The organism is Dichotomicrobium thermohalophilum (genome assembly GCF_003550175.1).
In the GTDB taxonomy this organism is placed as follows: domain Bacteria; phylum Pseudomonadota; class Alphaproteobacteria; order Rhizobiales; family Rhodomicrobiaceae; genus Dichotomicrobium; species Dichotomicrobium thermohalophilum.
In genome coordinates, this window is record NZ_QXDF01000001.1 from 525439 (window position 1) to 549536 (window position 24098).

Annotated in this window: 22 protein-coding genes; 9 read left to right on the forward strand and 13 right to left on the reverse strand. The window is 65.4% G+C overall.

The annotated features are described in order from the left end of the window. Positions 1-130: 130 nt before the first annotated feature. From BXY53_RS02390 to BXY53_RS14275, 3 genes are read left to right on the forward strand one after another with little or no spacing between them, the layout of a single operon-like run. Positions 131-1540 (forward strand): cytochrome ubiquinol oxidase subunit I, encoded by a 1410-nt coding sequence (locus tag BXY53_RS02390; protein ID WP_119060332.1) that lies wholly within the window; start codon positions 131-133, stop codon positions 1538-1540. Positions 1541-1570: 30 nt separating this feature from the next. Then, on the forward strand, positions 1571-2575 hold the full coding sequence (cydB, locus tag BXY53_RS02395) for a cytochrome d ubiquinol oxidase subunit II (protein WP_119060333.1): 1005 nt from the start codon (positions 1571-1573) through the stop codon (positions 2573-2575). Further along, positions 2575-2679 (forward strand): DUF2474 family protein, encoded by a 105-nt coding sequence (locus tag BXY53_RS14275; protein ID WP_119060334.1) that lies wholly within the window; start codon positions 2575-2577, stop codon positions 2677-2679. Before cydB ends, BXY53_RS14275 begins: the two co-directional genes overlap by 1 nt. On the opposite strand, the gene BXY53_RS14060 is transcribed toward BXY53_RS14275, so the two are convergent. Together BXY53_RS14060 and BXY53_RS02410 are read right to left on the reverse strand one after the other, a co-directional pair. Then, positions 2660-6175, reverse strand: a complete 3516-nt coding sequence (locus BXY53_RS14060) for a YhaN family protein (protein WP_170144303.1) — start codon at positions 6173-6175, stop codon at positions 2660-2662. The two genes, BXY53_RS14275 and BXY53_RS14060, sit on opposite strands and share 20 nt — an antisense overlap. Next, on the reverse strand, positions 6175-7416 hold the full coding sequence (locus BXY53_RS02410) for a metallophosphoesterase family protein (protein ID WP_119060335.1): 1242 nt from the start codon (positions 7414-7416) through the stop codon (positions 6175-6177). Before BXY53_RS02410 ends, BXY53_RS14060 begins: the two co-directional genes overlap by 1 nt. A 218-nt stretch (positions 7417-7634) precedes the next feature. On the opposite strand from BXY53_RS02410, the gene BXY53_RS02415 reads away from it, so the two are divergent. Together BXY53_RS02415 and BXY53_RS02420 are read left to right on the forward strand one after the other, a co-directional pair. After that, positions 7635-8462, forward strand: coding sequence for a c-type cytochrome (locus BXY53_RS02415; RefSeq protein WP_210209125.1), 828 nt, complete (start codon positions 7635-7637; stop codon positions 8460-8462). Positions 8463-8717: 255 nt separating this feature from the next. Continuing rightward, a complete protein-coding gene (locus tag BXY53_RS02420; RefSeq protein WP_119060337.1) occupies positions 8718-9371 on the forward strand; it encodes a hypothetical protein in 654 nt (217 codons plus the stop codon). A gap of 51 nt (positions 9372-9422) precedes the next feature. Here the strand turns inward: BXY53_RS02420 and cysG are convergent, their stop codons facing one another. Continuing rightward, positions 9423-10823, reverse strand: coding sequence for a siroheme synthase CysG (gene cysG, locus BXY53_RS02425; RefSeq protein WP_119060338.1), 1401 nt, complete (start codon positions 10821-10823; stop codon positions 9423-9425). A gap of 8 nt (positions 10824-10831) precedes the next feature. After that, positions 10832-11143, reverse strand: a complete 312-nt coding sequence (locus BXY53_RS02430; protein WP_119060339.1) for a 2Fe-2S iron-sulfur cluster-binding protein — start codon at positions 11141-11143, stop codon at positions 10832-10834. A gap of 303 nt (positions 11144-11446) precedes the next feature. Here BXY53_RS02430 and BXY53_RS02435 point away from each other — a divergent pair, with 303 nt between their 5' ends. Then, the gene (locus tag BXY53_RS02435) at positions 11447-13024 is read left to right on the forward strand and encodes a peptide chain release factor 3 (RefSeq protein ID WP_119060340.1); all 1578 of its coding nucleotides are present in this window, start codon (positions 11447-11449) and stop codon (positions 13022-13024) included. A gap of 4 nt (positions 13025-13028) precedes the next feature. Here the strand turns inward: BXY53_RS02435 and BXY53_RS02440 are convergent, their stop codons facing one another. Beyond that, positions 13029-14486, reverse strand: a complete 1458-nt coding sequence (locus BXY53_RS02440; RefSeq protein WP_119060341.1) for an ATP-binding protein — start codon at positions 14484-14486, stop codon at positions 13029-13031. A gap of 280 nt (positions 14487-14766) precedes the next feature. Here BXY53_RS02440 and BXY53_RS02445 point away from each other — a divergent pair, with 280 nt between their 5' ends. The 3 genes from BXY53_RS02445 (at position 14767) to BXY53_RS02455 (ending at position 16061) form a co-directional block, all read left to right on the forward strand. Further along, positions 14767-15141, forward strand: coding sequence for a phasin (locus tag BXY53_RS02445; protein WP_119060342.1), 375 nt, complete (start codon positions 14767-14769; stop codon positions 15139-15141). 46 nt (positions 15142-15187) lie between these two features. Beyond that, positions 15188-15691, forward strand: coding sequence for a phasin family protein (locus BXY53_RS02450; RefSeq protein ID WP_119060343.1), 504 nt, complete (start codon positions 15188-15190; stop codon positions 15689-15691). Positions 15692-15815: 124 nt separating this feature from the next. Continuing rightward, positions 15816-16061, forward strand: coding sequence for a hypothetical protein (locus BXY53_RS02455; protein WP_119060344.1), 246 nt, complete (start codon positions 15816-15818; stop codon positions 16059-16061). Between the two features lie 15 nt (positions 16062-16076). Here the strand turns inward: BXY53_RS02455 and BXY53_RS02460 are convergent, their stop codons facing one another. The 8 genes from BXY53_RS02460 to gap form a co-directional block, all read right to left on the reverse strand. Beyond that, positions 16077-16925 (reverse strand): carbon-nitrogen hydrolase family protein, encoded by an 849-nt coding sequence (locus tag BXY53_RS02460; RefSeq protein WP_119060345.1) that lies wholly within the window; start codon positions 16923-16925, stop codon positions 16077-16079. Positions 16926-16979: 54 nt separating this feature from the next. Further along, positions 16980-17240 carry a glutaredoxin 3 gene (gene grxC / locus BXY53_RS02465; protein WP_119060346.1) on the reverse strand — a complete coding sequence of 87 codons (261 nt, stop codon included), beginning with the start codon at positions 17238-17240 and terminating at the stop codon, positions 16980-16982. Between the two features lie 63 nt (positions 17241-17303). Beyond that, entirely contained in the window at positions 17304-18287 is a 984-nt protein-coding gene (olsB, locus tag BXY53_RS02470; RefSeq protein WP_119060347.1) for a l-ornithine N(alpha)-acyltransferase, read from the reverse strand. Between the two features lie 265 nt (positions 18288-18552). Continuing rightward, positions 18553-20088, reverse strand: coding sequence for a YifB family Mg chelatase-like AAA ATPase (locus tag BXY53_RS02475; RefSeq protein ID WP_119060348.1), 1536 nt, complete (start codon positions 20086-20088; stop codon positions 18553-18555). A 79-nt stretch (positions 20089-20167) separates the two neighbouring features. Then, complete coding sequence (gshB, locus tag BXY53_RS02480) at positions 20168-21157, reverse strand: glutathione synthase (protein ID WP_119060349.1); 990 nt, start codon at positions 21155-21157, stop codon at positions 20168-20170. Positions 21158-21235: 78 nt separating this feature from the next. After that, positions 21236-22180 (reverse strand): tetratricopeptide repeat protein, encoded by a 945-nt coding sequence (locus tag BXY53_RS02485; RefSeq protein WP_119060350.1) that lies wholly within the window; start codon positions 22178-22180, stop codon positions 21236-21238. Next, positions 22177-22800, reverse strand: a complete 624-nt coding sequence (locus BXY53_RS02490) for a thiamine phosphate synthase (protein ID WP_119060351.1) — start codon at positions 22798-22800, stop codon at positions 22177-22179. Before BXY53_RS02490 ends, BXY53_RS02485 begins: the two co-directional genes overlap by 4 nt. 8 nt (positions 22801-22808) lie before the next feature. Next, complete coding sequence (gap, locus tag BXY53_RS02495) at positions 22809-23816, reverse strand: type I glyceraldehyde-3-phosphate dehydrogenase (protein WP_119060352.1); 1008 nt, start codon at positions 23814-23816, stop codon at positions 22809-22811. Positions 23817-24098: the final 282 nt, after the last annotated feature.

The following is a 24098-nucleotide window of genomic DNA, read 5'->3' on the forward strand; positions in this document are numbered from 1 at the left end:
AGGTTGCGGCAGACCCAGGCCGTTATTTGACATCGATCAAAGCGACAATTCGCCCATCCGGACCTTGTTGACCCTGCCGGCCTGCAGCGCCACTAAATGAGGCGAATACGTCGGTTGGGGAGCGAGAGACATGTTCGGCTTCGAAGCGCTCGAATTGGCCCGGTTCCAGTTCGCTTTCACCGTGGCCTTTCACATCATTTTCCCGTCCTTCACGATCGGCCTGGCAAGCTATCTTGCCGTGCTCGAAGGTCTCTGGTTGTGGAAGAAGGACGACGCCTACCTTAAGGTCTTCAATTACTGGAAGACGATCTTCGCCGTGGCGTTCGGCATGGGCGTCGTTTCGGGCATCGTCATGTCCTACCAGTTCGGCACGAACTGGTCGGTATTTTCCGACAAGGCTGGCCCGGTGATTGGGCCGCTTATGGGCTACGAGGTGCTGACAGCGTTCTTCCTGGAGGCAGGTTTTCTCGGGATCATGCTGTTCGGCCTGAACCGTGTCGGGCCGAAGCTGCACTTTGTCTCGACGCTGGTCGTGGCCTTCGGCACCCTGCTATCGGCCTTCTGGATCCTGTCGGTCAACTCCTGGATGCAGACCCCGGCGGGCTATGCGATTAACGAGGTGGGCCAGTATGTGCCGGTGGATTGGTGGGAGATCGTCTTCAATCCCTCCTTCCCCTATCGCCTGGTTCACATGGTGCTCGCGGCCTACCTCACAACGGCGTTTGTCGTGGGCGCGGTCGGTGCGTTCCATCTGTTGCGCGATCGGCAGAACCGCGGCGCGCGGATCATGTTCTCGATGGCCATGTGGATGGCGTTGATCGTCGCACCGCTGCAGCTCATCGCGGGCCATGCGCATGGCGAAAATACGCTGGAGCATCAGCCCACTAAGATTGCGGCGATGGAGGGGCATTTCGAGACCAAGCGTGGCCAGCCGCTGATCCTGTTCGGCGACCCCGACGCCGAGGCGGAGACGGTCCACAATGCGATCGAAATCCCGAAGCTCGGCTCCTGGGTGTTGACGGGCGATTTCGAGGGCGAGGTCCAGGGCCTGAAGGCGTGGCCGAAGGAAGAATGGCCGCCTCTCGATATCGTCTTCTGGTCATTCCGGATCATGGTCGGTATCGGCGTGCTGATGATCCTTGTGGGTCTGTGGAGCGGCCTTGAGCGGCTGCGCGGCAATCTCTTTGAGGCGCGGTCGCTGCAACGGCTGTCTGTCGTCATGGGGCCGATGGGTTTCGTCGCGGTGGTCGCGGGCTGGATTGTGACCGAGGTCGGTCGTCAGCCGTGGACAATCTATGGCGAACTGACCACGGCCGCGAGTGCATCGCCCATCGAAACACCGGCGGTTACAAGCTCGCTACTGGCCTTCATCGTCGTCTACTTCATCGTGTTCGGCGCTGGCACGTTCTACCTGCTTCGTCTGATGGGCAAGACGCCAGAGGGCGGCGAAGGTGTGGAGGAGCTTGGCCCGATCCGGACCAGCGGTATTACGCCCGGACCGGCCAAGAGCCTGGACCAGCAACCCAAGCCAGCGGAATAGTCCGGCTCCGAGACACAGGAGGGAAATGTCATGGTCATCGACCTTCCGTTCATCTGGGCCGCGCTGATCGCGATCGCGGTGCTGGCCTATGTGCTGCTCGACGGTTTCGACCTCGGCGTCGGCATCCTGTTCCTGGGTTATGAGTCCGGCCATCAGCGCGACATCGCGATGAACTCGGTCGCACCGGTCTGGGACGGGAACGAAACCTGGCTGATCCTGGGCGGCGGCGGATTGTTCGCCGTGTTCCCGCTGGCCTATGCGGTGGTGATGCCGGCGCTGTATGCGCCGATCATCGCCATGCTGCTGGCGCTCGTGTTCCGCGGCGTGGCGTTCGAGTACCGCTGGCGTACCGAGCGAGGGCGGTTCCTTTGGGACTGGTCCTTTGCGCTCGGTTCGACGGTCGCGGCTTTCGCTCAGGGGGTCGCGCTGGGCGCGCTCGTTCAGGGCATTCCGGTCGAGAACCGTGCCTATGCTGGTGGCTGGTGGGATTGGCTGACGCCCTTCTCCGTGCTGACCGGCGTGGCACTCGTCGTCGGCTACTCGCTCCTTGGCGCCACATGGCTGGTGCTCAAGACCGAGGGCAAGATTCAGCAGCAGGCTCGCGATTACGCCGTGCGCGCCGGTGTGGCGATGCTGGTGCTGATCGGCGTGGTCAGCCTCGCGACGCCTTATCTCAACCCTGTCTACCTGGAGCGGTGGTTCGCCTGGCCGACGGCGATCTTCAGCATAATCGTCCCGGCGCTGGTACTTGGATGTGCGTATCTGTTGTTCTCGGGATTGAACCGCGGCTATGACCTGCAGCCCTTCCTTGCCTCGCTCGGCATCTTCCTGCTGTGCTATATCGGCATCGGTATCAGCTTTTATCCGTACATGGTGCCGCCCAGCCTGACGATCTGGCAGGCCGCGGCCCCGGATGACAGCCTCGCCTTCCTGCTGGTCGGCGCGCTCATCCTGCTGCCGCTGATCATCGCCTACACCGGTTACGCCTACTGGGTGTTCCGCGGCAAGGTGAGGCCCGGAGAAGGGTATCACTGATGCGCGAAGGACTGCGCAGGGCGTTGTGGTTCGTGGGGCTGTGGGCCGCAGGCGTGGCCACGGTCGCGGCGGTTGGCCTGCTTATCAGGCTGATTCTGACATAACCAGCTGCGCGGCCGGCGCCGGCAATTCGTGGATCCTCACGGCGCCGGCCACCGCTTCGCGCGCCAGATCGCACAGATGCGCATGGTGGGTCAGGTAGATCACTTGGCCCATTTGCGCGACGTCAGCCAGCATCTCGAAGCTGGCGCGGGCGCGCTCGTCGTCGAAGCTCTGCATGATGTCGTCGGCGATGAAGGGCAGCGGCTCGCGGGTTGCCGCGAATTCCTGATAACCGGCCATGCGCAGGGCGAGGTAGAGCTGGTCGCGCGTGCCGTCCGACATGCCCTCCACCAGCAGCGAGCCGCCATCCGCCTTGATCGCCACGAGCGTTTCGCCGTCCTTGTCCGGGCGGGCCTGCAGATCGGTGAAGCGCCCGTCCGTGATACGCCGGAAGCGCTGCGCGGCGTTGAGCATCATGTCGCTGCGGTGCTTGTCGCGGTAGAGCCGCAAGGCGGCCTCGGCGGCGGCGACGCCGGCCATCAGGCGCAGATAGCGCTGTGTTTCCTCTTCTATCTGAAGCAGAAGTCCCCGCCGCCGCTCGCTGAGTTCCGCCGCTTTCTCGTCCGTACCGACCGCCGCAACCTGTTCCTCAGCCTTCTTCATGGCGTGATAGAGTTCTTGCAGGCGCTCGTCCCGCGCGGTGATGTCGTCGCTCAGGGCCTGCGCCTCGGCGGCGAGTTCGTCCGTGTCGCAGCCGAGCAGTTCTTGCTCGATCTCGGCGATCGGCCGACCATCGAAGGCCGCGCGCAAGTTCTCCTCGCGCTCGGCAATGTCCCGCTTGATCGCCGCCTTTTCCTTCGCCTGCCCGATCGCGGCGCGCAGCGCCTCGGCGTCGGCCGCGCCGAAGCGCTCACACAGCGCGCCGAGCTCCGCAGCGACCGTATCAAGATCCTCTTTGGCGCGCGTGAGGTTGTCATGCTCTCGCGCGAGTTCCTGCTCGGTCTGCTCTCGTTTCGCGCGCTGGTCTCGCCCCGCCGCAAGGCGTTCGCGCAGCGCGGTCAGCGCGTTGCCGGGGTGGTCCTCGTTGAGGGGCGTTTCCGTCGCGGCGCAGACTTCGTGGCAAAGGGCCAGAAAGTCCGCTTCCGTCGCGCGCCACTGTTGAATGTTCCGCTCCAGCGCCTCTGCGCGCTCCACCGCGTCGCGTAGACTATCCAGCAGCCGCAGGATGTCGCGGACCTCACCTGGCTGACGCGCAGTCCCTTCCTGGGCGAGCCAGCACTGACCGAGCAGCTCTTGCCAGTGCGCTGTCCATTCCGCCTGAGCCTGTTCCGCTTCGGTGAGTCGGCGCTGCCGCGCTTCGCATTGGGCTTTCGCCCGTGCGTATTCCTCCTGCTTCTGCTCGCGCTTGACCTCGCGGGCATCGGCTTTCTGAGCGACCGACTCGGCAAACTCGAGCAGCGCGTCCAGCGGCATCCCGTTGCCGGGCGCGGCACCCGCGGCGGCCAGTGCCTGGCTGAGCCGCTCTTGAACCACGGCCCGGTTGTCGCGCTGGGCGTCGAGCTTGGTCTGGAGAGATGCCCACTCGTCCTGCGCCGCGAGCGCATGTGTGCGGGCTTCAAGCCACTGCTGGATGCGCCCCGGTTCCCATCCAGATGGCAAGCCAAGCGCAGCGGCGGCTTCGTCGATGCGCTCCTGTAGCGCGTCCAGTGCTTCTTCGGCGCTGTCCCGCTCCTGCGCGGCATGTTTCGCGGCTGCCTCGGCCTGGGCGACGTCAATGGTGAGCTGGCGCAGTCGGGCGGCCTCGTCACCGTGACGCTCACGCCTGGCCCGTGCCGCATCGTCGGCCATCATGACGGCTTCGAAAGCGTCGGCCGTCTTGGCGATCTGCTCCAAGTCGCCGTCGCTGATAGCCTCGCGGTGCGTGCGCCAGGCGGCGTCGCGGGCCGTCCGTTTCCGCTCAAGCTCCTCATCGCTGACCAGCCCCGTCGCCTGCTCGAGCGCGGCGATTGTCTCGCGGAACTCCGCCGCCCGCGCCGCCTGCTCCGCGCGGCGGCGCTCAGCCTGAGCGCGCTTGTCTTTCTGCGCGGCGCGTTCCTCGGCCCAGGCGGTCAACTGGTCGGTCGCCGGCGGCGTCATCGCGCGCAACGCGTCCGCGGATCCACTCCACGGGGTCAGCGCGGCAAAAGCTTCGTCACGCTTGGCCGCGGCGCTGGCGACGGCCTCCTCCAGATCGGTGGTGTCGTGCGCGACCCGCGCATCGCGCCCTGCCACGCGGAGCTGATGCAGCAGGGCCGGGTCGACAGGATCACCCAGTGCTTTGAGGCTCTCCTCAAGCGCCGCAAGCGTGTCGCCTGCCTTCTCCGCCTCCTCCTTGGCTGTCGCCAGCGTCGTCGAGATGCTGTCATGTGCGCGGATCATCTCGTCGAGCTGGCTGGTCAGCGGCGCGGGCAGCAACAGGGCGCGCGGATCGCTCGCCGGATCGACGCCCAGCTTCTCCAGCGTCGCGCCGATGCGCCCGCGCTCGGCGGCGAGGTCGGCTTCGGCGGCTGGCAGGCTGTCGCGCGCCTCCTTGTAGCGATCCTCCATCCGGTTCAGTCGGTCGATACGCTCGGCTTCGGCGAGCACAGCCTCGTCCGGCGCCAGCGCGTCGCGCTCCTCCTTCAGCCGCTGCAGTTCCGTTTCGCCCTGTTCGATCTCGCGCCGCAGCCGCCCGGCTTGCTCGTCAAGATCATGGATGCGAGCGGCCGCCTCGTCAGGAATCTCGGGGGTATCGTAAAGCGGGGCGAGGCGTTCGCGCGCCATGCGCAGCTTGGCCCAGTCGCGCATCGCGCCCTGCCAGCGCTCGATCTGCTTGAGCCGCTTTCGCACCAGCTCGGCATCCCTTTTCGCTTCCCCGTGCGCCGCGCGTGCCTCCTCATATGCCTCGACGAGCTTGCGGTATTGCGGCGCAGTGACGGCCACCTCCTTCAGCGCGGTATCCACCTCTTCGAGTTCGCGCTTGAGATCGTTCAGCCGCTGTTTCTTGCCGCGCGGCTTGAAGAAGTCTTCGGCCTCGCCGCGGACCTCCTCCAGTTTCGCGCTGATGGATGACAGGCCCGATGTCGCCGCGAACAGGGCCTCGCCCAGTCGCCCGCGGCTGCGATAAAGCTCCTCGCCGCCTTCCTTGAGCGTTTCGCTGTCGAGCGAAAACATCAGCTCGAAGGTCTCGCGGTCCATCCCGCCGAGCGCGGCGTCGAGCAGGGTGCGATTGGCTGCCCGGCCGTCGCGGGTGACCAGATCATCCTTGCGCCGCTTGAGCCGCCGCCATACCACGCTTTGCCCGCCGGTCTCCAGCGTCCCGCCCACCTCCATCGCCTTGTAAGCGTGGAGAAAGGCGTAGTCCGACTGCGGGGGGATACCGAACAGCAGGTCGTTGATCGCGGCGCGGAGCGTTGATTTGCCGGCCTCGTTCGGCCCGTAGATGATGTGCAGATCGGGCGCGCTGTCCGCGGCGCCGAAGTCGAGCGACAGGTCAGTGAAGGCGCCAAACCGGGTGAGATCGAGCCTGCGAAAGCGCATCAGGTTTCCTCCGCGCCATGCAGGCGGGCGATCACGTCGCTTCCGCCCTCCGCGATCAGCTGGTCGGCGAGCGCCCGCCGCGCATCCTCGTCATCAGGCAAGCTCTTGCGCGCCTCGGCCGGCAGGGCGCGGCGCACGGTGTCGACGGCAGCAAGCGTCTGATCGACGACCTCCGGCGGCAGGTTGTCCGGCGTCATCAGCGCCTCGAGCTCCGCCAGCGGGCCGCTCTCCGCCTGCCGCGCGCCGCCAAAGGCGAATTTCACGCGGTCGATCAGCGTATCGCCGACGCTCTCCGCCGCCTGCCGCGCTTCGTTCAGCGTCAGGTCGTCATCGCGGCGCAACCGCGCTGCCAGCGGCGTGTCGCCGGTCAGCGTCAGCCGCGCGATGAGGCAGGGCGCGGCCAATGATTTCCGCGCCTCGGCCAGCGCGCGCTCCATCGCCCCCGCGGCGTCGGCCATTGTTTCTGCGCCGCTGAGGTCGGCTGGCACATGCTCGAACTGAGCAACTGCCGTCGGGACGGCCTCAACCGAGATCGCGCCGTCATCGCCCACCGTGACGAGCGTCGCGGATTTCGGCCCGTCTTCGCCGATGTCGCGGCCCTGCGGAATGCCCGGCATGACGATCCAGGGCGCTTCCGCATGAACCGCGCGCTTGTGCACATGCCCGAGCGCCCAGTAGTCGAATCCGTGGCCGCGCAGATCGGCCAAAGTACAGGGTGCATAGACGTCGTGGCCCTCCGCGCCGGTAAGGCTGGTGTGCAGCAAGCCGATATTGATTAATCCCGGCACCGGCGCGGGGTAGCGATTCAGCAGGTTCTCCGGCACGCTGGCTGAGGCGAAGCTCACGCCGTGGATTGCCACGCCCGCATCCTGCAGCCGCTCGGTCCCGCCCTCCGCGCCGAAGACGAGGACGTTCTCGGGGAGACTCAGCTCGCGTGAGAGCACCGACTCGGCATCGTGATTGCCTCGTATGATGAACACGCGTATGCCCGCCTCCGCCAGCCGGCGCATCTGCCGGCCGAAGAACAGCGCCGTGCTCATGTCGTGGATGTCGCGGTCGTAGAGATCGCCGGCGATGACCAGCGCGTCGAGTTGCTGTTCGAGACAGATGTCCACGATGCCGGCAAAAGCCCTGCGCGTCGCGCCCCTGATATGCGCGCCCAGTTCTGCATCGCGCAGTGCGAGCGTTTTGAGCGGCGAGTCCAGATGAATGTCGGCGGTGTGCAGAAAGCGGAAACCCATCACCCGATCCGTGGCAGGACTTTTGCGCTCAGTCTATAGATTTGCGCACGCGCGCCCACCCCGCACCGCGCCTGTCCCCAGCCAGCGGTACGTGCCCCAATGACACGATAGGGAGCCGGGATCGCTTTACGGCGGCGGCAACAGCGGCGATAATGCGGCGCTGCAAGGGGGGTGGCGCATTGGTCGTGCTGCGTATGTGTCGGCTTTTGGCTGTCTTGATGGGGCTGGGCGGTATCCTGGCTTTGCCGGACGTCACGCCCGCGCACGCTTATGGCGCTTGCGAGCCGTACGAGTTCTGCCCGCCGTGGCGGGAATGCGTGCGCCATGACTGTTACGAGCTCGGCTGCGTCTATGGCAGGACCTGCTACTATGGCCCGGCGGACCCGCCCCCGCGGCATCCCTGGCGGGCGGAGGAGCCCTGGACGCCGGAAAAACATGCCTGGCGCGACTATCTCAAGCATGACGAGGCGAAGCCGCCGCTGCCGGCGCGACGTCCAGCGCCGCCGAATGAGCCGACGCAAACCGTTGACGCCGATAGCCTGGACCAAGATTGGCAGGACGAACCACCACGCGCGAACGGCGACACCGACCTGTCAGGCGACTCGGTCGAAATGAAGCCGCGGCGCCGGGCGGCTGTCGAAGGCGAGATCCCCGAACGCTATCAGGAGGCTGAAAACACGGTCGGCCACAGCCTGACGGCCATAGAGGCGGGTGCGTCGCTCTATCGCGAAAACTGCGCGTCGTGTCACGGGGCGGCGGGCGAGGGCGACGGCCCCCGCGCCCAGGCGCTCCGCCCGACCATGCCCTCGCTGCCCTATACGCTTGAGCAGGACTACAGCACCGATGCCTATCTGCTCTGGACGATCATGGAAGGCGGCGAGCCGTTCGGAACCGAAAAACCGGCGTTCAAGAACGAACTCACCACCGAACAAGCCTGGCAGATCATCGCGTATATGAGGGCCGGCTTCCCCGCGCGTAGCCCGGAACAGCCTCTGCGCCAGACCATGCAGACGCAAACGAGCAACACTCCGCCATCCGCGCGCTGAACCCATCCCAGATCGTGGCGAAAAAGTGGCTCGGTCAATTCTTCTTTAATTCCAGCAGGCCATCAATAGCTCGAACGGCCTCAATCGTTCCCTGCGTAGCCAAGGGGCCGGCGCGGCCGGTTTACGCCGCGTTTTCCGCTCTGCCGGCAAAGATCGGCGGCTATCCCGCGCCGCACGTAAGCCGGGTCACGCAAGCTGAACACGCATGGGCATCCCTTGAGGTGTCCCGAAAGAAGACGATTGAGGATTGAGACGATGAGCCGCTTTTCAGATCTGCCGAACCGCACCACCGATCATGCGGCCCGCGCCACGCTCCGCATTGTGGAACTTATCGAGACTTATCTTCGCCACCTGCGCAGCGCGCCATCTGAAGAAGCCGGCGACTACGTCGTCACGCTGGTCGCGCGTTCGCCGGCGAGCCCGGCCGCCGGAGCCTTGGCCGCGAAGGCGGACGAACTCGGCGCCGAGCAGGTGAGTGCAAACATTATCTTTGCCAAGCCCGCGCCGAGCGATGCACTCGAAGACGTGCTCAGCGTTATTCGGCCGTTGCTTCGCGGCGAGGCCGTGGCCGCGCGCGTGCGCTGGGCGCGCAATCCGGCGCTTTTGGATGCCCACGAGCAACTCACGCTCGGCTCTTCTATCTGCTGGTCGGGCGACGCGATGCGCCGCTCCCCGCAGCGTCCGCAGGCCCTAGAGATGGCTGAGGAATGCGCGCCGGATGCGGTGCGCCGGGCCTCGCTTGCATTCTCGGCGCTCTGGGCGGCGTCGAAGCCGCTCAGCACCAGCCAGATGCGCGGGGAAAAGCGCCGAGTGTACGACTCTCTGTCGGACATGGCGATGGCCGTGCATCAGCGCGAAAGCGGCGAAGTGGCCATCCCGAGTATCAGTGACAACACCACACGCCATTGAGATCACGTTTCAGCAGCCGCGCCATGGGTCGCCGATCCGCGGCGCGGCGTGCTAGACGGCTTGACGGCGGGGTTCCGTCTCAAGCGTTTGTGCGCGCCGCGCCGGCAGACCAATGAAGATGATCGCCGGCCCCACGATGCCCGCCTCGCTGATACGTTCGCACATGTTGGCCAGCGTTGCGCTCACACGCTTTTCCTCGGGCCGGGACGTGTTTTCCACGATGGTCACCGGCGTCTCCGGGGCTGCGCCGTGCAGCATCAGCCGCCCCTGCACGAAGCGCGCTGCGCGCAAGCCCATGTAGATGGCCAACGCGTTGCCCGGCTGGGCCAGCGCACGCCAGTCATGCTCGGCATAGCCCTGCGCATCATGCGCGGTCAGGAAGGTGATGGCCTGGTTGCGCCCGCGGCGCGTTAACGATCGCCCGGACGAGGCGGCGGCGGCCGACCCGGACGTGATGCCGGGGACGACGTCCCACTCCACGCCGGCCGCATCCAGCCCGTCCAGTTCTTCATCGGCGCGGCCGAATACCATGGGATCGCCGGACTTCAGCCGCACCACGAGTGCGCCAGCCCGTGCGTGTTCGATCATTGCGGCGTTGATGTCGTGCTGCTTCCAGGCCGGGCCGCCCGGCGTCTTGCCAACCTCGATCAGTTCCGCCTCGCGCCGCGCCAGTTCCAGAACGCGCGGGTCGACCAGCCGGTCGTAGAGCACGACGTCGGCTTCATGCAGGACGCGCCGGGCCTTGAGCGTGAGCAATTCCGGGTCGCCGGGCCCCGCGCCGACGAGGATCACGCGGCCTGGGTCGCACGCGGGGGCATCCTCGGCGTAACTCGCGATCAGCCGCTCCAGCGCGGCCCGCGCGGCCTCTTCGCCGCCTTCGGCTAGTGCAGCCGGCCCGTCCGTATCGAAGAAGTGGGACCAGAACGCGCGGCGCACACGCCCGCCGGGCAGCTTTCCGGCCGCCTCTCGGTAGTGGCGCGCGATCGCCGCCAACTGTCCCAGTTCCGTGGGCAAGCGCTCTTCGACGTCGGCCTTGATCCGACGCGCGAGCACAGGTGCCGCGCCCTCCGTGCCGATAGCCACCGTAACCGGATCGCGGTCCACGATCGCGGGCGTGATGAACTGCGACAGCCCAAGATTGTCCACGACGTTGACGAGCACGCCCATCCGCTCGCCCATCGCCCGGACCTGCGCATCCGCCTCAGCGTTGTCATGAGCCGAATAGACAAGGCGCGCGCCGAACAGCGCCGCGGCCGGGAGGGGCTTCGGAAACCAGCGCAAGCGGCCCTCGTCATGCCACTTGCGCACGTCGTCGCACGCGTCTTCCCCGTAGACCTCGATCAGTGCCTCGGTCTTGAGCAGCAGGCGCAGCTTGGCGGCCGCTGTCTCGCTCGCGCCTGACACGAGGACTCGCTGGCATTTCAGATCGACGAAAACGGGGAAGTGACGCATTTCAAATCCTAATAGTCGGCCAGGGTCAGCTTCAGCCCATCGAGCGAATCATCCCAGATGATCTGGCAAGACAGGCGCGAATTCGGCTGCACCATCGGCAGTTCATCCAGCTTGAATTCTTCCTCTTCACGCGGCGGATAGAGCCTGTCCATCCAGTCCTCATCCACCAGCACATGGCAGGAGGCGCAGTCGCACCCACCGCCGCAAGTTCCTGCCACACCGACACCGTAGTCCCGCAGGATTTCCATCACGCGCCAGCCTTCGACGGCCTCCAGCGCATGGGTTTCGCCTTTGCGGTCGGTAACGATGATTTGCGCCATCCGTGCCTCCTTTCGCCTTGCCGAGCACTCGTGGCATGTTGCCGTGCTCATGGCCAGCTTAACCGAAATTAACGGCACCATGGATAGCACATGACGACTCGAGTGTCAGGTTTATTTGACACTTGATTGCCCTGCCACGATGGCGAGCATGAGCGGCGGTTCAGCCCCGCGCAACGGCTTGCAGCCGTATCAGGAATTTGTTTCACCGATGGTCGCGCGCATAGACTGTTGGGCCGCCGGCGCGGGCCTTATATGTCTGGGAGTCGGCCCGGTCACACGCGTTTCAACAATCCCGGAGCAAGAATGAGCATAACCTACGACCAGCGCCGGACCTTCGCGATCATCTCGCACCCGGACGCCGGTAAGACGACACTGACGGAAAAACTGCTGCTGCAGGGCGGCGCCATTCACATGGCCGGCGCGGTGAAGGCGCGCGGCGAGGCGCGGCGCGCGCGCTCGGACTGGATGAAGATCGAGCAGGAGCGCGGCATCTCCGTCACCAGCTCCGTGATGACCTTCACGCACAACGGCCTGCTGTTCAATCTGCTGGACACGCCGGGCCACGAAGACTTCTCCGAGGACACCTACCGGACGCTCACGGCTGTTGACAGCGCGATCATGGTGATCGACGCGGCGCGCGGCATCGAGAGCCAGACGCGCAAGCTGTTCGAGGTCTGCCGGCTGCGCGACATCCCGATCATCACCTACATCAACAAGGTGGACCGCAAGGGGCGCGAGGCGTTCGACCTGCTCGACGAAATCCAGGAAGAGCTGCAACTCGACATCGCGCCGCGCGTCTGGCCGCTGGGCATGGGCGGGCAGTTCCACGGCTGTTACGACCTGGCGCGCAATGAGTTCCATACCTCAACGCAGGGGCGCGGCGGGCCGTTCGATACCGTTGTCCACTGCTCCGGCCTAGACGATCCGCAACTTGAAGAGCGTGTGGATGACGGCGTGCTTGCGCAGGCGCAGGAGGAGGCGGAACTGGCCGAGGCGGCCTATCCGCCCTTCGACCCCCAAGCCTTCCGCGAGGGGCACCAGACACCAGTGATCTTCGGCAGCGCGCTGCGCGACTATTCGATCACCAGCCTTCTCGACCTGATCGCGGAGCACGCGCCGCCGCCGCGTCCCAGCCCTGCCACGCCGCGCGATGTCACGCCGGACGAAGACAAGGTGTCGGGCTTCGTCTTCAAGATCCAGGCGAACATGGACAAGAATCACCGCGACCGGATCGCCTTCTTGCGTATTTGCTCTGGGCGTTTCAAGCGCGGGATGAAGCTGCGCCAGGTCCGTACGGGCAAGGACATCACCGTGCACAGCCCGATCATCTTCATGGCACAGGACCGCGGCATTGCAGATGAAGCCGGGCCGGGCGACGTCATCGGTATCCCGAACCACGGCACGATCCGCGTCGGCGACACCTTCACCGAGGGCGAGAAGCTGCGCTTCACCGGTCTGCCGGCCTTCGCGCCGGAAATCCTGCGCCGCGTGCGCCTGACCGACTCGACGCGCGTGAAGCAGATGCGCCAGGCGCTGCAGGACCTCTCCGAGGAAGGGCTGATCCAGGTGCTGAAGCCCGACATCGGCTCGCAATGGGTCGTCGGCGTGATCGGCCAGCTTCAGCTCGACGTGGTCAGCGACCGGGCCAAGAGCGAATACAAGGTTGCTCTTGAGTTCGAGCCGACGCCCTACCAGATGGCGCGCTGGCTCAGTTCCGACGACGAGAGAGCGCTCAACACCTTCGTCAGCAAGCACAAATCCGCGATCATGACCGACCGCGACGGCGATCCGGTCTTCATGGCGTCCAGCCCCTGGGAGCTGAACTACAAGATCGAGAGCAACGCGGCGATTCGCTTCTCCAAGACGAAGGAGATGGAGTAGGCGGTCATTTGCGCTTGCCTTTTTGCGGCCTTCGCTTCGCCTTTCTGGGCTTGGGCATTCGCAGCCGCTCCGGCTCGAAGCGAATGCGCACATCGGTGCCTTCGCCGGGCTTGCTGATGATGTCCAACTGGCCCTGATTGTCACGCACGAAGCCGAGCACCAGCCGCAGGCCCAGCCCGCGTCGTCCGGCAGCTTTTACATCCTGTGCTTCCTCTGGTGCCTTCGCGGCGGCGATCTGCGCGGGCGTCATGCCTGGCCCGTCGTCCTTCACGCTGAGGATCAGCCCGCCCTCGCGATCCAGCCGTGTCATGACGCGGATTTGTTTGCCGCCGTCGCCGTGCCGCAGGGCATTCATGAGCAGGTTGAGAAGGATCTGACGCACCGAGCGCTCATGCGCGAGCAGCAGCGGCGCTCCTCGTTTAAGCCGCCGCATGAGCGTCACGCCTTGCGCGGTAGCCACGGGCTCCAGCAGGTGCAGGCAGTCCGCGATCAGCGCGTTCAGGTCGAACCAGTCATGCGGCGGCGGCTCTCCATTGGCGCGCTCGGCAAAGCCGAGCAGGTCGTCGGCAAGTCCGAGAGCAAGTTGTGCAGTGCGGTGAATATCGCTGGCGTACTCCTTGGCCTTGCCCGGCGGCAGGCGGTCGGCCCGGTCGCTTTTAAGGATCTCCGCGAAGCCGAGGATGATCGTCAGCGGGTTGCGGATTTCGTGGCTGACGCGCGCGAGCAGCGCGGTCATCTCCTCGCCCGACGGTGGCGACGGCTCGGGGACGGGGCTTTCCGTTTTTCGCTGCGATTTGCGTTTGCTCTGGCCCGCTGAGCCTGACGTGCTGGCGGGCTTTCGCGCAGATTTTGCCGGGGCCTTGGTGGCAGGCTTTTGCGTGCCCGCGGCGCTTGCTTGCGCCAAGCCCTTGGCGTCGCCCAGGTCCCGCGCGATGGCTTTCAGCGCGCCGATGTCCGAGCGGGTAGCTGTCTTGCGCGGCGTCTTCTGTGGTTGCGGTGGTTTGCGGGCCGGATTTTGCGGCGCCGTTTCAGCCAGCTCGGCCGCCGGATGAACCGCAATCTCCGCAGGCGTTTCGGCTTCTTCCCGTTCGGTCAGCACACGCACGACCAGCCCAGGCCGATTTCCGGCAAGCTGCAGCCGCTGAAACACGCAGGAAACGGGCACATCGCCTCTCGGCGTCGGCACGCGCAGCGTTTCGGCGTGGTCGCCGAGCGCCTTGCCGGACCGCGCCAGTTCTGTCAGCCGGGCAGGCGCACCACGCGTCTTACCCGTGCGCCGCCGCTTCAGTCGCTCCGGCGTCGCATCGCCCCACAGCTTGGCCGCCGCCGCATTGGCCCAGACAATACGCCGCCCCTGCCCGTCCCACACCCAGACGGGGTCGTCGGTCGCCAGAAAGCTCTCCAGCGGCAACGCGCGCGCCGCCGGGGCGGCCGGCGCCGGAACGCTTGCAGTCTGCGCCATCGATATGTGCCCGTTCGTAAATGGTTAAAGAATTATCACCAACCGCCTGTCGGTTGAAGGAAATTCCCGATTTGCCCCCAACCCGCGCCGGGGTCGAAATTGTGCGCTGCAACTGCATCCGGCCGTTGTACGCGGAGGTCAGGATTGTTGCGCTGCAAAAAATTGTTGCATTGCAGCATAATTCATATTAGGACAGGGCATAGCCGGCGCAGGAGCGATCTGCACCCTTGCCGGCTCCGCTTAGAAAATTTTCGGAATTTCCAGTCGTGGAGAGCTTGAGATGAACGACGCTACCAATTTCGATATTCCCGCTCCGGTCCGTCAGATGGCGGAAAAGTCCGTTGAGCAGACCAAGCAGGCGTATGACCGCCTGTTGGAAGCCGCGCGCCAGGCGCAGGGCATGTTCGCTGATTCCACGAACGCCATGGGCATGGGCAGCAAGGAAATCCAGGAAAAGACCATGCAGTACGCCGAGGCCAACGTGCAGGCGAGCTTCGATCTGGCCGAGCGCCTGGTGAAGGCGAAGGACCTGCAGGAGGTCATGGAGATCCAGACCCAGTTTGCGCGTCAGCAGATGGAATCCTACACCCAGCAGGCGCAGGAAATTTCCAAGATGATGGCCGAGGCCGCTCAGAAGGCGCAGCCGAAGGCGTAACGTCCGTGATCGCTTCGACCTTTCGGCATCATAAGGAGGACTGACCATGAGTGAGCAGTGGACAAACACGCCGGCGCCGGGTGCTCAGGACACCGGCTTTTCGCCGGCACAGGTTGCCGCGCCGACGCCGAACTTCAGCGCCGAAGTGGGCGAGACCCCGGAGGCGATTCGCGCCTATGCGGAGAAGACTCTCGCGCAGCTTCGCGAATCCTACACCCAGGCGCGTCAGGCCATGGAAGACGCGACTGCGGCGATGGAGGCTTCGCTCGATCAGGCGACCAAGGGCTCGACGGAGCTGAACAACAAGGTGATGGAGCTGACGCAGCGGAACCTCAACGCTGGCTTCGAGTTCGCCCGTAAGTTGGCGAGCGTGCGCACGCAGACCGAGGCGATGGAATTGCAGGCCGGCTTCATGCGCGAGCAGATGAACGCGATCAAGACGCAGGCCGAAGAAATCCAGCAGCTGAGCGCGCGAATCGCCACCGATGCCTCGCAGCCGTTCCAGCAGCAGGTCACGCGCACCGTGAGCCGCTTCGCGTCGAGCGCCTGACGCCTTTCTCACCGCTTGGCCGCGCCGGTCTCCCGGCGCGGCCCCGCTTTTCCCGCCTTAACCTCCCGATAACCCTGGTTTGGCAGCCTTTCCCCCGCTTTTCTGGCAAGGGAATGGAGCAGCGATGAGCCAGCAGCCCGAGCAGGATGCGCTTCAGCGCGCCGTCGCGCAGGTCGGCTATCTCCACCAGGATTTTTCTGTTGAGGTCACGACCGCCGACCAGCTTGAGTGCAGCGAGCAATCTTCCAAGGCCAAGATGGTCATTGTGCGCAACGAGGTAACCAAGGCCTGGCACGCCTATCGCCGCGGTCGAGGACAAGCTTGGTTAGACGCATTCCGCCGGGACTTGACCGCTGGCGCGTTCAATTAAGCCGGCGTCCCCGCATTAGACCTTTCGGATACTGAACGGGCGCCGGTGCTGCAGCGCGGGGATGCGCTGCCGCGCCTCGGCAACCTTCCCCGGATCAATTTCCGCTACGATCACGCCCGGCTTGTCGCCGGACCGCTCCGCCACAAGCTCACCCCATGGGTCGACGATCAGGCTGTGCCCATAGGTTTCCCGGTCCGTATCGTGTACGCCGCCCTGCGCCGCCGCAAATATGAAGCAACCGGTTTCAATTGCCCGCGCGCGGAGGAGAATGTGCCAGTGCGCCGCGCCCGTCTGTCGGGTGAAGGCCGAGGGAACGGTGATGAAATCGGCGCCCGCCTGCGCCAGCGCGATGTATTGCTCCGGGAAGCGGAGGTCGTAGCAGGTCGTCAGCCCGATCATGCCCCAGGGCAGCGACGCCAGCACTGCTTCCTCCCCCGGCCGGTAGTTCTTCGATTCGCGATAGCTCTCGCCGCCCGGCAGATCGACGTCGAACATGTGAATCTTGTCGTAGCGTGCGGCGATATCGCCCTGCGGCGTGATGAGAAAGGAGCGGTTGGCAGCCCGCCGGTCGCCCACGAGGACGGGCATGCCGCCGATGTGGAGCCATACGGCCAGTTCCGCCGCCAGTTCGCGGAAGATGCGCAGCGCGGGCGTGGCCTCTTCCGGCGCGATGGCGGCGAACAGCGGCGCTGTCCGCATCTCTATGAGCGAGGTGTTTTCGGGCGTCAGGATGTAGTCGGCTTGCGATGCCGCCTCACGGATCAGAGGCACGGCATGGTCGATCGAGGTTTTGGGGTCGCCGCTGGCGCGGAGCTGGACCAGGGCGCATCGGAAGGCGCGCGAGGAACCGGGCTGATCCGACATGTTGAAGGCTCCTCTTCAAGGTCGCTGCCCGGGACGCGGGCTGCGCGTTGCCGCTCAGGCGCGCGCGAGCAGCGGATCCAGACCGCCGGCGGCATCGAGCGCGTGAAGCTCGTCGCACCCGCCGATGTGCTCTCCGTCGATGAAGATCTGCGGGACCGTATGCGCTCCGCCGGCACGTTCGCGCATAGCCGCGCGGGCGTTCGGCTTCATCGTGACGTCGAATTCTTCAAAGCTGGCCCCCTTGCGGCGCAGCAGCCGCTTGGCGCGGATACAGAAGGGGCAGAAAAGGGTGGTGTAGATTTCGACTTTGGGCATCGCTTGTTACGGGTTGATCACATGCGGGCTGGGCATCCAAAGCGCGGAAAGTGTCGACGCCCATCAGATCATTTCGCTGCGAGGGCGCATGGCCACACTCGCCGCCGACTGATTCGGCGCGCCGAAGTGGTCAAAGTAGCGTGAGTCGATGGCCTCCACCGGCAGGATGATCAGCACGTCGGTCGTGCCGAACTGCTGATCGACGACCGCGCCATCACCCACATAGGCACCGAGCCGCAAATAGCCCTTGATCAGCGGGGGAAGTGCCTTCAGCGCAGCCCGCTGGTCCACCTCCTCGGCGGGCAGAAGGTTCATGTCGCGGTAGAGATGGTCATGCGCGCGGACCTGCCATTCGTCCGGCGCGCTGGCAAAGTGATGCAGGAAGGACAGCGCCATCTTGTGCTCGTTCGGGTCGGTGCCGGCGAAGCTGGCGCAGCCGAGCATCACGTCAACGCCGTGTTCCCGGACATAGGTCCAGATTCCCTGCCAGAGCAGTTCGACCGTGCGCCGGTTCCGATAGGGCTTCAGAACGCATGAGCGGCCCAGCTCCATGAATTTGTGGGTCTCGCGCTTGCGGGCGATCAGCGGCGCAATATCGTATTCGCTTTGCGTGTAGAAGCCGCCGTGGCGTTCGGCAATATCCTGGCGCAGCACGCGATAGGTGCCCACCGCACGCGCCCGGCGCGGCCATCGCTGGCGCGTCTTGGGCACGGCGCCCCGGTCAACGACGAGAAGGTGATCGCAGATCGCGTCGTAGGGATCCTCATCGCGCCGGTTGAGCATCGTGGTCGCGTCGGGGATGGCGGACATCTCCTCGTAAAAGACGCGATAACGGAGGCGTTGGGCGCGGCGCACATCGCCGCGCGAGCGCGCGAGGCGCACTTCAAGCGTGCCGATCTGTCCATAGACCTTGGCCGGCGTGCGCCGCATCATGAAGCTGCGGGCCTTGCTGCGGCTCGGGTGATACGCAGCGCCCTGCGCGAGCGGCAGCCTTGCGGACCGCGCCGGCCGGAACTTGCTGGCAATACGTCGAACGTTAAGTCTCATCGGCCTACCCAACACACATGCCCCATTAGTCTGCCCTGCCGAAAAAGCCTTGTCACGACCGCAGCCGCCTTCTTAGCCATATCTTCATACCGTTCTGCTCCAGGCTCGAAAAGTCCTGGAGTGTCCTGCACTGTTGGTCTTTTCGATCTTTTGACGGAGGACTTGAGAAGATCGGTCTATTGCCCCAACGGCCAGCACGCCGAATGTCCGAGCACAACGGCCCGACCGAGGTCGCCAACGCTGCGCGGATTCGTGAGGCGTTGCGCTAGGCGGCCATGCTGGCGTTCATGGCTTCGCCGCGATAGGCGAGCGCCTCGGCAACGTGGATATGCGTTACGCGCTCGGATTGATCAAGATCAGCGATCGTCCGGGCGAGGCGGAGGGTGCGGTGATAGCCACGCGCTGTCAGGCCGAGTCGTTGTGTCGCCTCTTGCAGAATCGTCTGGCCTCTGTCGTCCGGTGCGGCAACATCAGGTAGCTTGCTGGCCGGGCACTCGGCATTGGTCCACACGTCTTGCAGACCAAGGCTTCGGTAACGGCTGCATTGGCGCTCTCTGGCCGCGACCACGCGATCGCGCACTGTGGCGCTGGGCTCGGGCGTTTGTGGCCGCGTCAGATCGAGTGCACTGACCGCCGGCATCTCGATCTGCAGGTCGATCCTGTCGAGCAGCGGTCCGGATATCCGGCTCATGTACTGGCTCATGCAGTTCTGTCCACGCCGGCAACTGCGTCCTCCCTCGAAGGCTTGGCCGCAGCGGCAAGGGTTCATGGCGCCGATGAGCTGGATGCGCGAGGGATAGGAGATGCGATGGTTCGCGCGGGCGATCGAGATCTCGCCGGTCTCCAATGGCTGGCGCAGCGAGTCCAGGACCCGCGGCGCGAACTCCGGCAGTTCGTCCAAGAACAATACGCCCCGGTGCGCCAGCGCGACCTCGCCGGGCCGTGGGCGCGTGCCCCCACCGACGAGCGCCGCCATGGTCGCAGAGTGATGCGGCGCGCGGAACGGCCGCTCGCGGCTCAGGCCGGATTCGGACAAGAGGCCGGCCATGCTCTGGATCATGGCCACTTCGAGCATCTCCTCGCTCGACATGGGCGGGAGAATGGTGGGCAGCCTTTCCGCCAGCATGGACTTTCCTGCGCCGGGCGGTCCGATCATGAGCATGTTGTGCCCGCCAGCCGCGGCGATCTCCAGCGCGCGCTTCGCGGTCTCCTGACCATACACGTCGCTCAGGTCCAGCCTCGCCGCGCGGCTTTCGACGGAACGGGCCGGCTCGGGCCGGGCCAGCATCTGCTCGCCCTTGAGGTGATTCACCAGGGAGAGGATGTCCGGCGGCGCAAGCACATCGACAGTCTCGCCGGCCCAGACCGCTTCGGAACCCGAGGCGGCCGGACAGATCAGCCCCTTGCCGAGGGCGTTGGCGCCGATCGCTGCCGGCAGCGCCCCGACAATGGGGGACAGGCTACCGTCGAGCGCCAGCTCACCCGTTACGCAGTAGCTTTCAAGCAGATCGCCGGGGATCGCGCCGCTGGCGACCATCAGACCCAGCGCGATCGGCAGGTCGTAGTGGCTGCCCTCCTTCGGGAGGTCGGCAGGCGACAGATTGACGGTGATGCGCTTGGGCGGCAGGCCAAGCCCGATGGCGCTCAGCGCGGCCCGCACCCGTTCCCGGCTTTCAGCCACCGCCTTGTCCGCCAGACCGACGATTGTGAAGGACGGCAGGCCGGCCGAGAGGCTGACCTGCACATCGACCTGACGCGCCTCGATGCCGTGCAGCGCTACCGTGGAGATACGCGCGAACATTTCCCCTCCTGCAACTTGACAGGCAGGAGGTTACGCATTTCGTAACCAAACTTCAAGAACAATATGCGAACAAAGCGCGCTACACCGGCACCGCGCGTCGCTCCTCGACCCAGTCCCACACCAGCGCGGCGATGTCGGCACCGCCAAACCGCTTCACTTCGCGAATTCCCGTGGGAGAGGTGACATTGATCTCGGTGAGATAGGGGCCGATCACGTCGATGCCCGCCAGCACGAGCCCGCGGCGCTTCAACTCCGGGCCGATGATCGCGCAGATTTCATGCTCGCGCTCGGTCATCTCGGTGGGTTCGGCCCGTCCGCCGATATGCATGTTGGAACGCGTCTCGTCGTCGGCCGGCACGCGGTTGATCGCGCCGGCCGGCTCGCCGTCCACCAGCAGGATGCGCTTGTCGCCGGCACGGACCTGCGGCAGATACTTCTGGACCAGGAACGGCTCGCGGAAGACGCCCTGAAACAGCTCGACCAGCGCGCCGAGATTGGTGTCGCCCGCAGCGAGCCGGAACACCGCCGCGCCCCCGTTGCCGTAGAGCGGCTTGAGGATGATGTCCTCATGCTCGGCACGAAAGCGGCGTACGCTGTCCAGATCGCGGACGATGGCCGTGGGCGGCATCAGTTCCGGATAAGTCATCGTCAGCATCTTCTCCGGCGCGTTGCGGACATTGGCCGGGTCGTTCACAACCAGCACATCCGGGACGAGTTGCTCCAGAATGAAGGTCGTCGTGATGTACGCCATGTCGAAAGGCGGGTCCTGCCGCAGCATGATGACATCGAAGTCGCGCAGGTTGACGCGCTTCTCCTCGGACAGCGTGCAGTGGTCGCCCTCAACATCGCGGACTTCGACCTCGCAGCCGGTCGCGTACACGTGGCCGTCACCATAAACGAGTCTGTCGGGCGTGTAGTAGAAGAGCGAATGGCCACGCGCCTGTGCTTCAAGCATCATGGCGAAGGTGGAATCGCCGCGGATGTCGATGCGGTCGATCGGGTCCATCTGGAAGGCGGTCTTCAGCGCCACGGTCTCCTCGTTTTGTCTGCTGACTTTGGCGGCGCGCATGCAGCCGCGGTTTCGGATCAGCTTTAGACGAAAACGCGCGGGCGGCTCAATGTTTCCGTGTGGCGGGGAGGGGCGCGCTTACTGCAAGGCACTCATCTCGGTGCGGCGCCACCTGCGGGCGGCAGCTTCGGCCTGTGCCCGCTGTTCCTTGGTGAGACCGGCAAGGAAGATGTCGAGCCGGCCGTCGCTAATTCCGCTTTCCCGCGCCAGCAGGTGCCATTTCGCGGCGGCGATCGGGTCAGCTTTCACCTCCACGCCATAGGCGAGCACGCGGGCCAGCCGGTTCTGCGCCACGGGATTCCCGTTCTCCGCTGCGGCCTTGAGCATTGCGAGGCCTTTGTCGTGGTCTTTCTCGACGCCGCGGCCCTGGATCAGCATGATGGCATAGTCGAGTTGCGCGTCGGGCAGCCCGGCCTCGGCGGCCTTGGCGGTCCAGTATGCCGCCTTTTCCGGGTCGGGCGGCACGCCTTCACCGGCCGCGTAGAGGGCGCCCAGATCATATTGCGCTTGCGGATTGTCCTTCTCGGCGGCCTGCTTGAAGAGGGCGGCGGCACGCTCCAAGTCAAAATCGACACCTTGTCCATTCACGTGGAGGAGGCCGAGATTATAGGCGGCGTTGGCATGGCCCTGTTCCGCGGCAAGCTGCAACAGCGCGGCCGCCTGCGGGAGGTTCTGGCCGATGCCGTCTCCGGTCAGGCGCATCATGCCGAGCGCAAACTGCGCATCCGGATCGCCGCGCTCCACGCCAGTGGCGTACCACTCCGCGGCCTTGCGTTTGTTCTGCGGCACGCCGAGTCCCTCACTGTAGATGCGGCCGATGAGGGTGGGGGCCTGTGGCTCCCCGCGTTCGCTGGCCTCCTTCGCCAATTCCAGGGCTTCGAGATAGCGGCCCTCGAAGAACGCGGCGTAAGCCGGGTCCTCGGTGCTGGCCAGCGCCGCATGAGCGCCGAAGGTCAGGCTCAGCGCAACGCTGAGCGCAGCCGCCGCGCGACGCAGGCCGAAATGCCTCCCATCCTTGCTCATGTGGTTCCCCGCTGCCTTTCGGCGATCATGCTGTTCAGCTGGTCAAGAGCCGCTTCGGGATCCTTGGCGTCCCAGATCAGCGCCGAGACGCCAATGAAATCCGCGCCTGCGTCGATCAGCGCGGCCGCCTCCTCCCAGCCGCCGCTGTGCCATCCGACAACCGGCGGCTCGCAGACCTCCTGCCACCAACTGACCAGCTCGGTGACGTCCTGCTTATCGGTCCGACCGGGCTCCGGGCCGAAGGCGACGTAATCCGCGCCGAGCTCACCGAGCACGAGCGCATCATGCCGCGACGTCCCGCAGCCCGCGCCGATGATGGCCTCCGCGCCGAGCACCTTTCGGCACGCCGCATAACGCTCTTCATTGGCGGGAATGTGGACGCCATCTGCGCCTACCTTGCGGCCCAGCTCCGGCGTATCAGCGAGCAGAACGGGCAAGCGCCGAGCGTGAGCGGTGGCCACGACCTCGCGCGCCACCGCTTCCGGTGGCTCACCTTCGCAGTAGAGCAACAGCGCGGCCACGCTGTCACCGTCCAGCAGCCTGGCGAGGAGGCCAGTGTCCGCATCGGCCGGCATGGCCAGATAGATCTGGCAGGGGTGATCCGCTTCGGCCCTTGCCATGCCCGCGATCAGCCGGTTTTCGCCATCGCGATCGCCACGTCGGCCATGCGGTTGGAGAAACCCCACTCGTTGTCGTACCAGGACAGTACCCGCACCAGCCGGCCATCGACGATCTGCGTCTGGGTCGTGTCGAAGGTCGAGGAATAGGGGTTGTGGTTGAAGTCGATCGACACGAGCGGTTCGTCCGTCACGGCGAGTATGCCCGCCAGTTCCTGCTCCGCGGCGCGTTTCATTGCGGCGTTTACTTCGTCCACCGTCGTCTCGCGCGTCGGAATGAATTTCAGGTCGATCATCGAGACGTTCGGCGTCGGCACGCGGATCGCCGTGCCGTCCAGCTTGCCGTCAAGGTCGGGCATGACGAGCCCGACGGCGCGGGCCGCGCCCGTGGTCGTCGGGATCATCGACACGCCGGCGGCCCGCGCGCGGTGCAGGTCCTTGTGTGGTGCGTCCAGAATGCGCTGGTCGTTGGTGTAGGCGTGGACCGTGGTCATGAAACCCTGGGAGATCCCGCACATCTCGTGCAGCACCTTGGCCACCGGCGCCAGGCAGTTGGTGGTGCAGGAGGCGTTCGAGACGATCTTGTGGGCGTCGCCCAGAGCGTTGTGATTCACACCGTAGACGACGGTGATGTCCGCGTCCTTGGCAGGGGCCGATATAAGCACTTTCTTCGCGCCGGCCTCCAGATGCTTGCTGGCGCCCTCGCGGTTGGTGAAGATGCCCGTGCACTCCAGCGCAACGTCAACGCCCAGATCGCCCCACGGGAGCTGCGCCGGATCACGTTCAGCAAACACCTTCATGGGTCCCATGCCGGCGTCCACGGTATCACCTTCGACCTTCACCTCGCCGGGGAAGCGGCCATGCACGGAGTCGTACTTCAGCAGATGGGCGTTGGTCTCCGCCGAGGTGATGTCGTTGATCGCGACCACCTCGATATCGGTGCGCCGGGCCTCGATAATCGCCCGCAAGACATTGCGCCCGATACGTCCGAATCCGTTGATAGCGACCCTGACAGCCATGCGCGCCTCCTGAGTTCATCCTGATTTGTGGTGGGGCGTCAGCGCCTTCCGGCGGTCGAGAGCGTGATGCGCCGGCTCGCCGACCCATGTCCATTCGACACCGTTGTATGTCGGCACACATAAAACGCAAGGAAAAGCCGTTGGGTTCGCGCGCTGGGGCGGTTCGACGAAAATGCCTGTGCAAGACTGGCAAAGCTGGTTGCGGCGTCCGCCACATGCACCCGGTGATTCGCATTTCGACGCGCCGGGCCGGGCGAATTCGTTGACGAGCGCCCGGGGTTA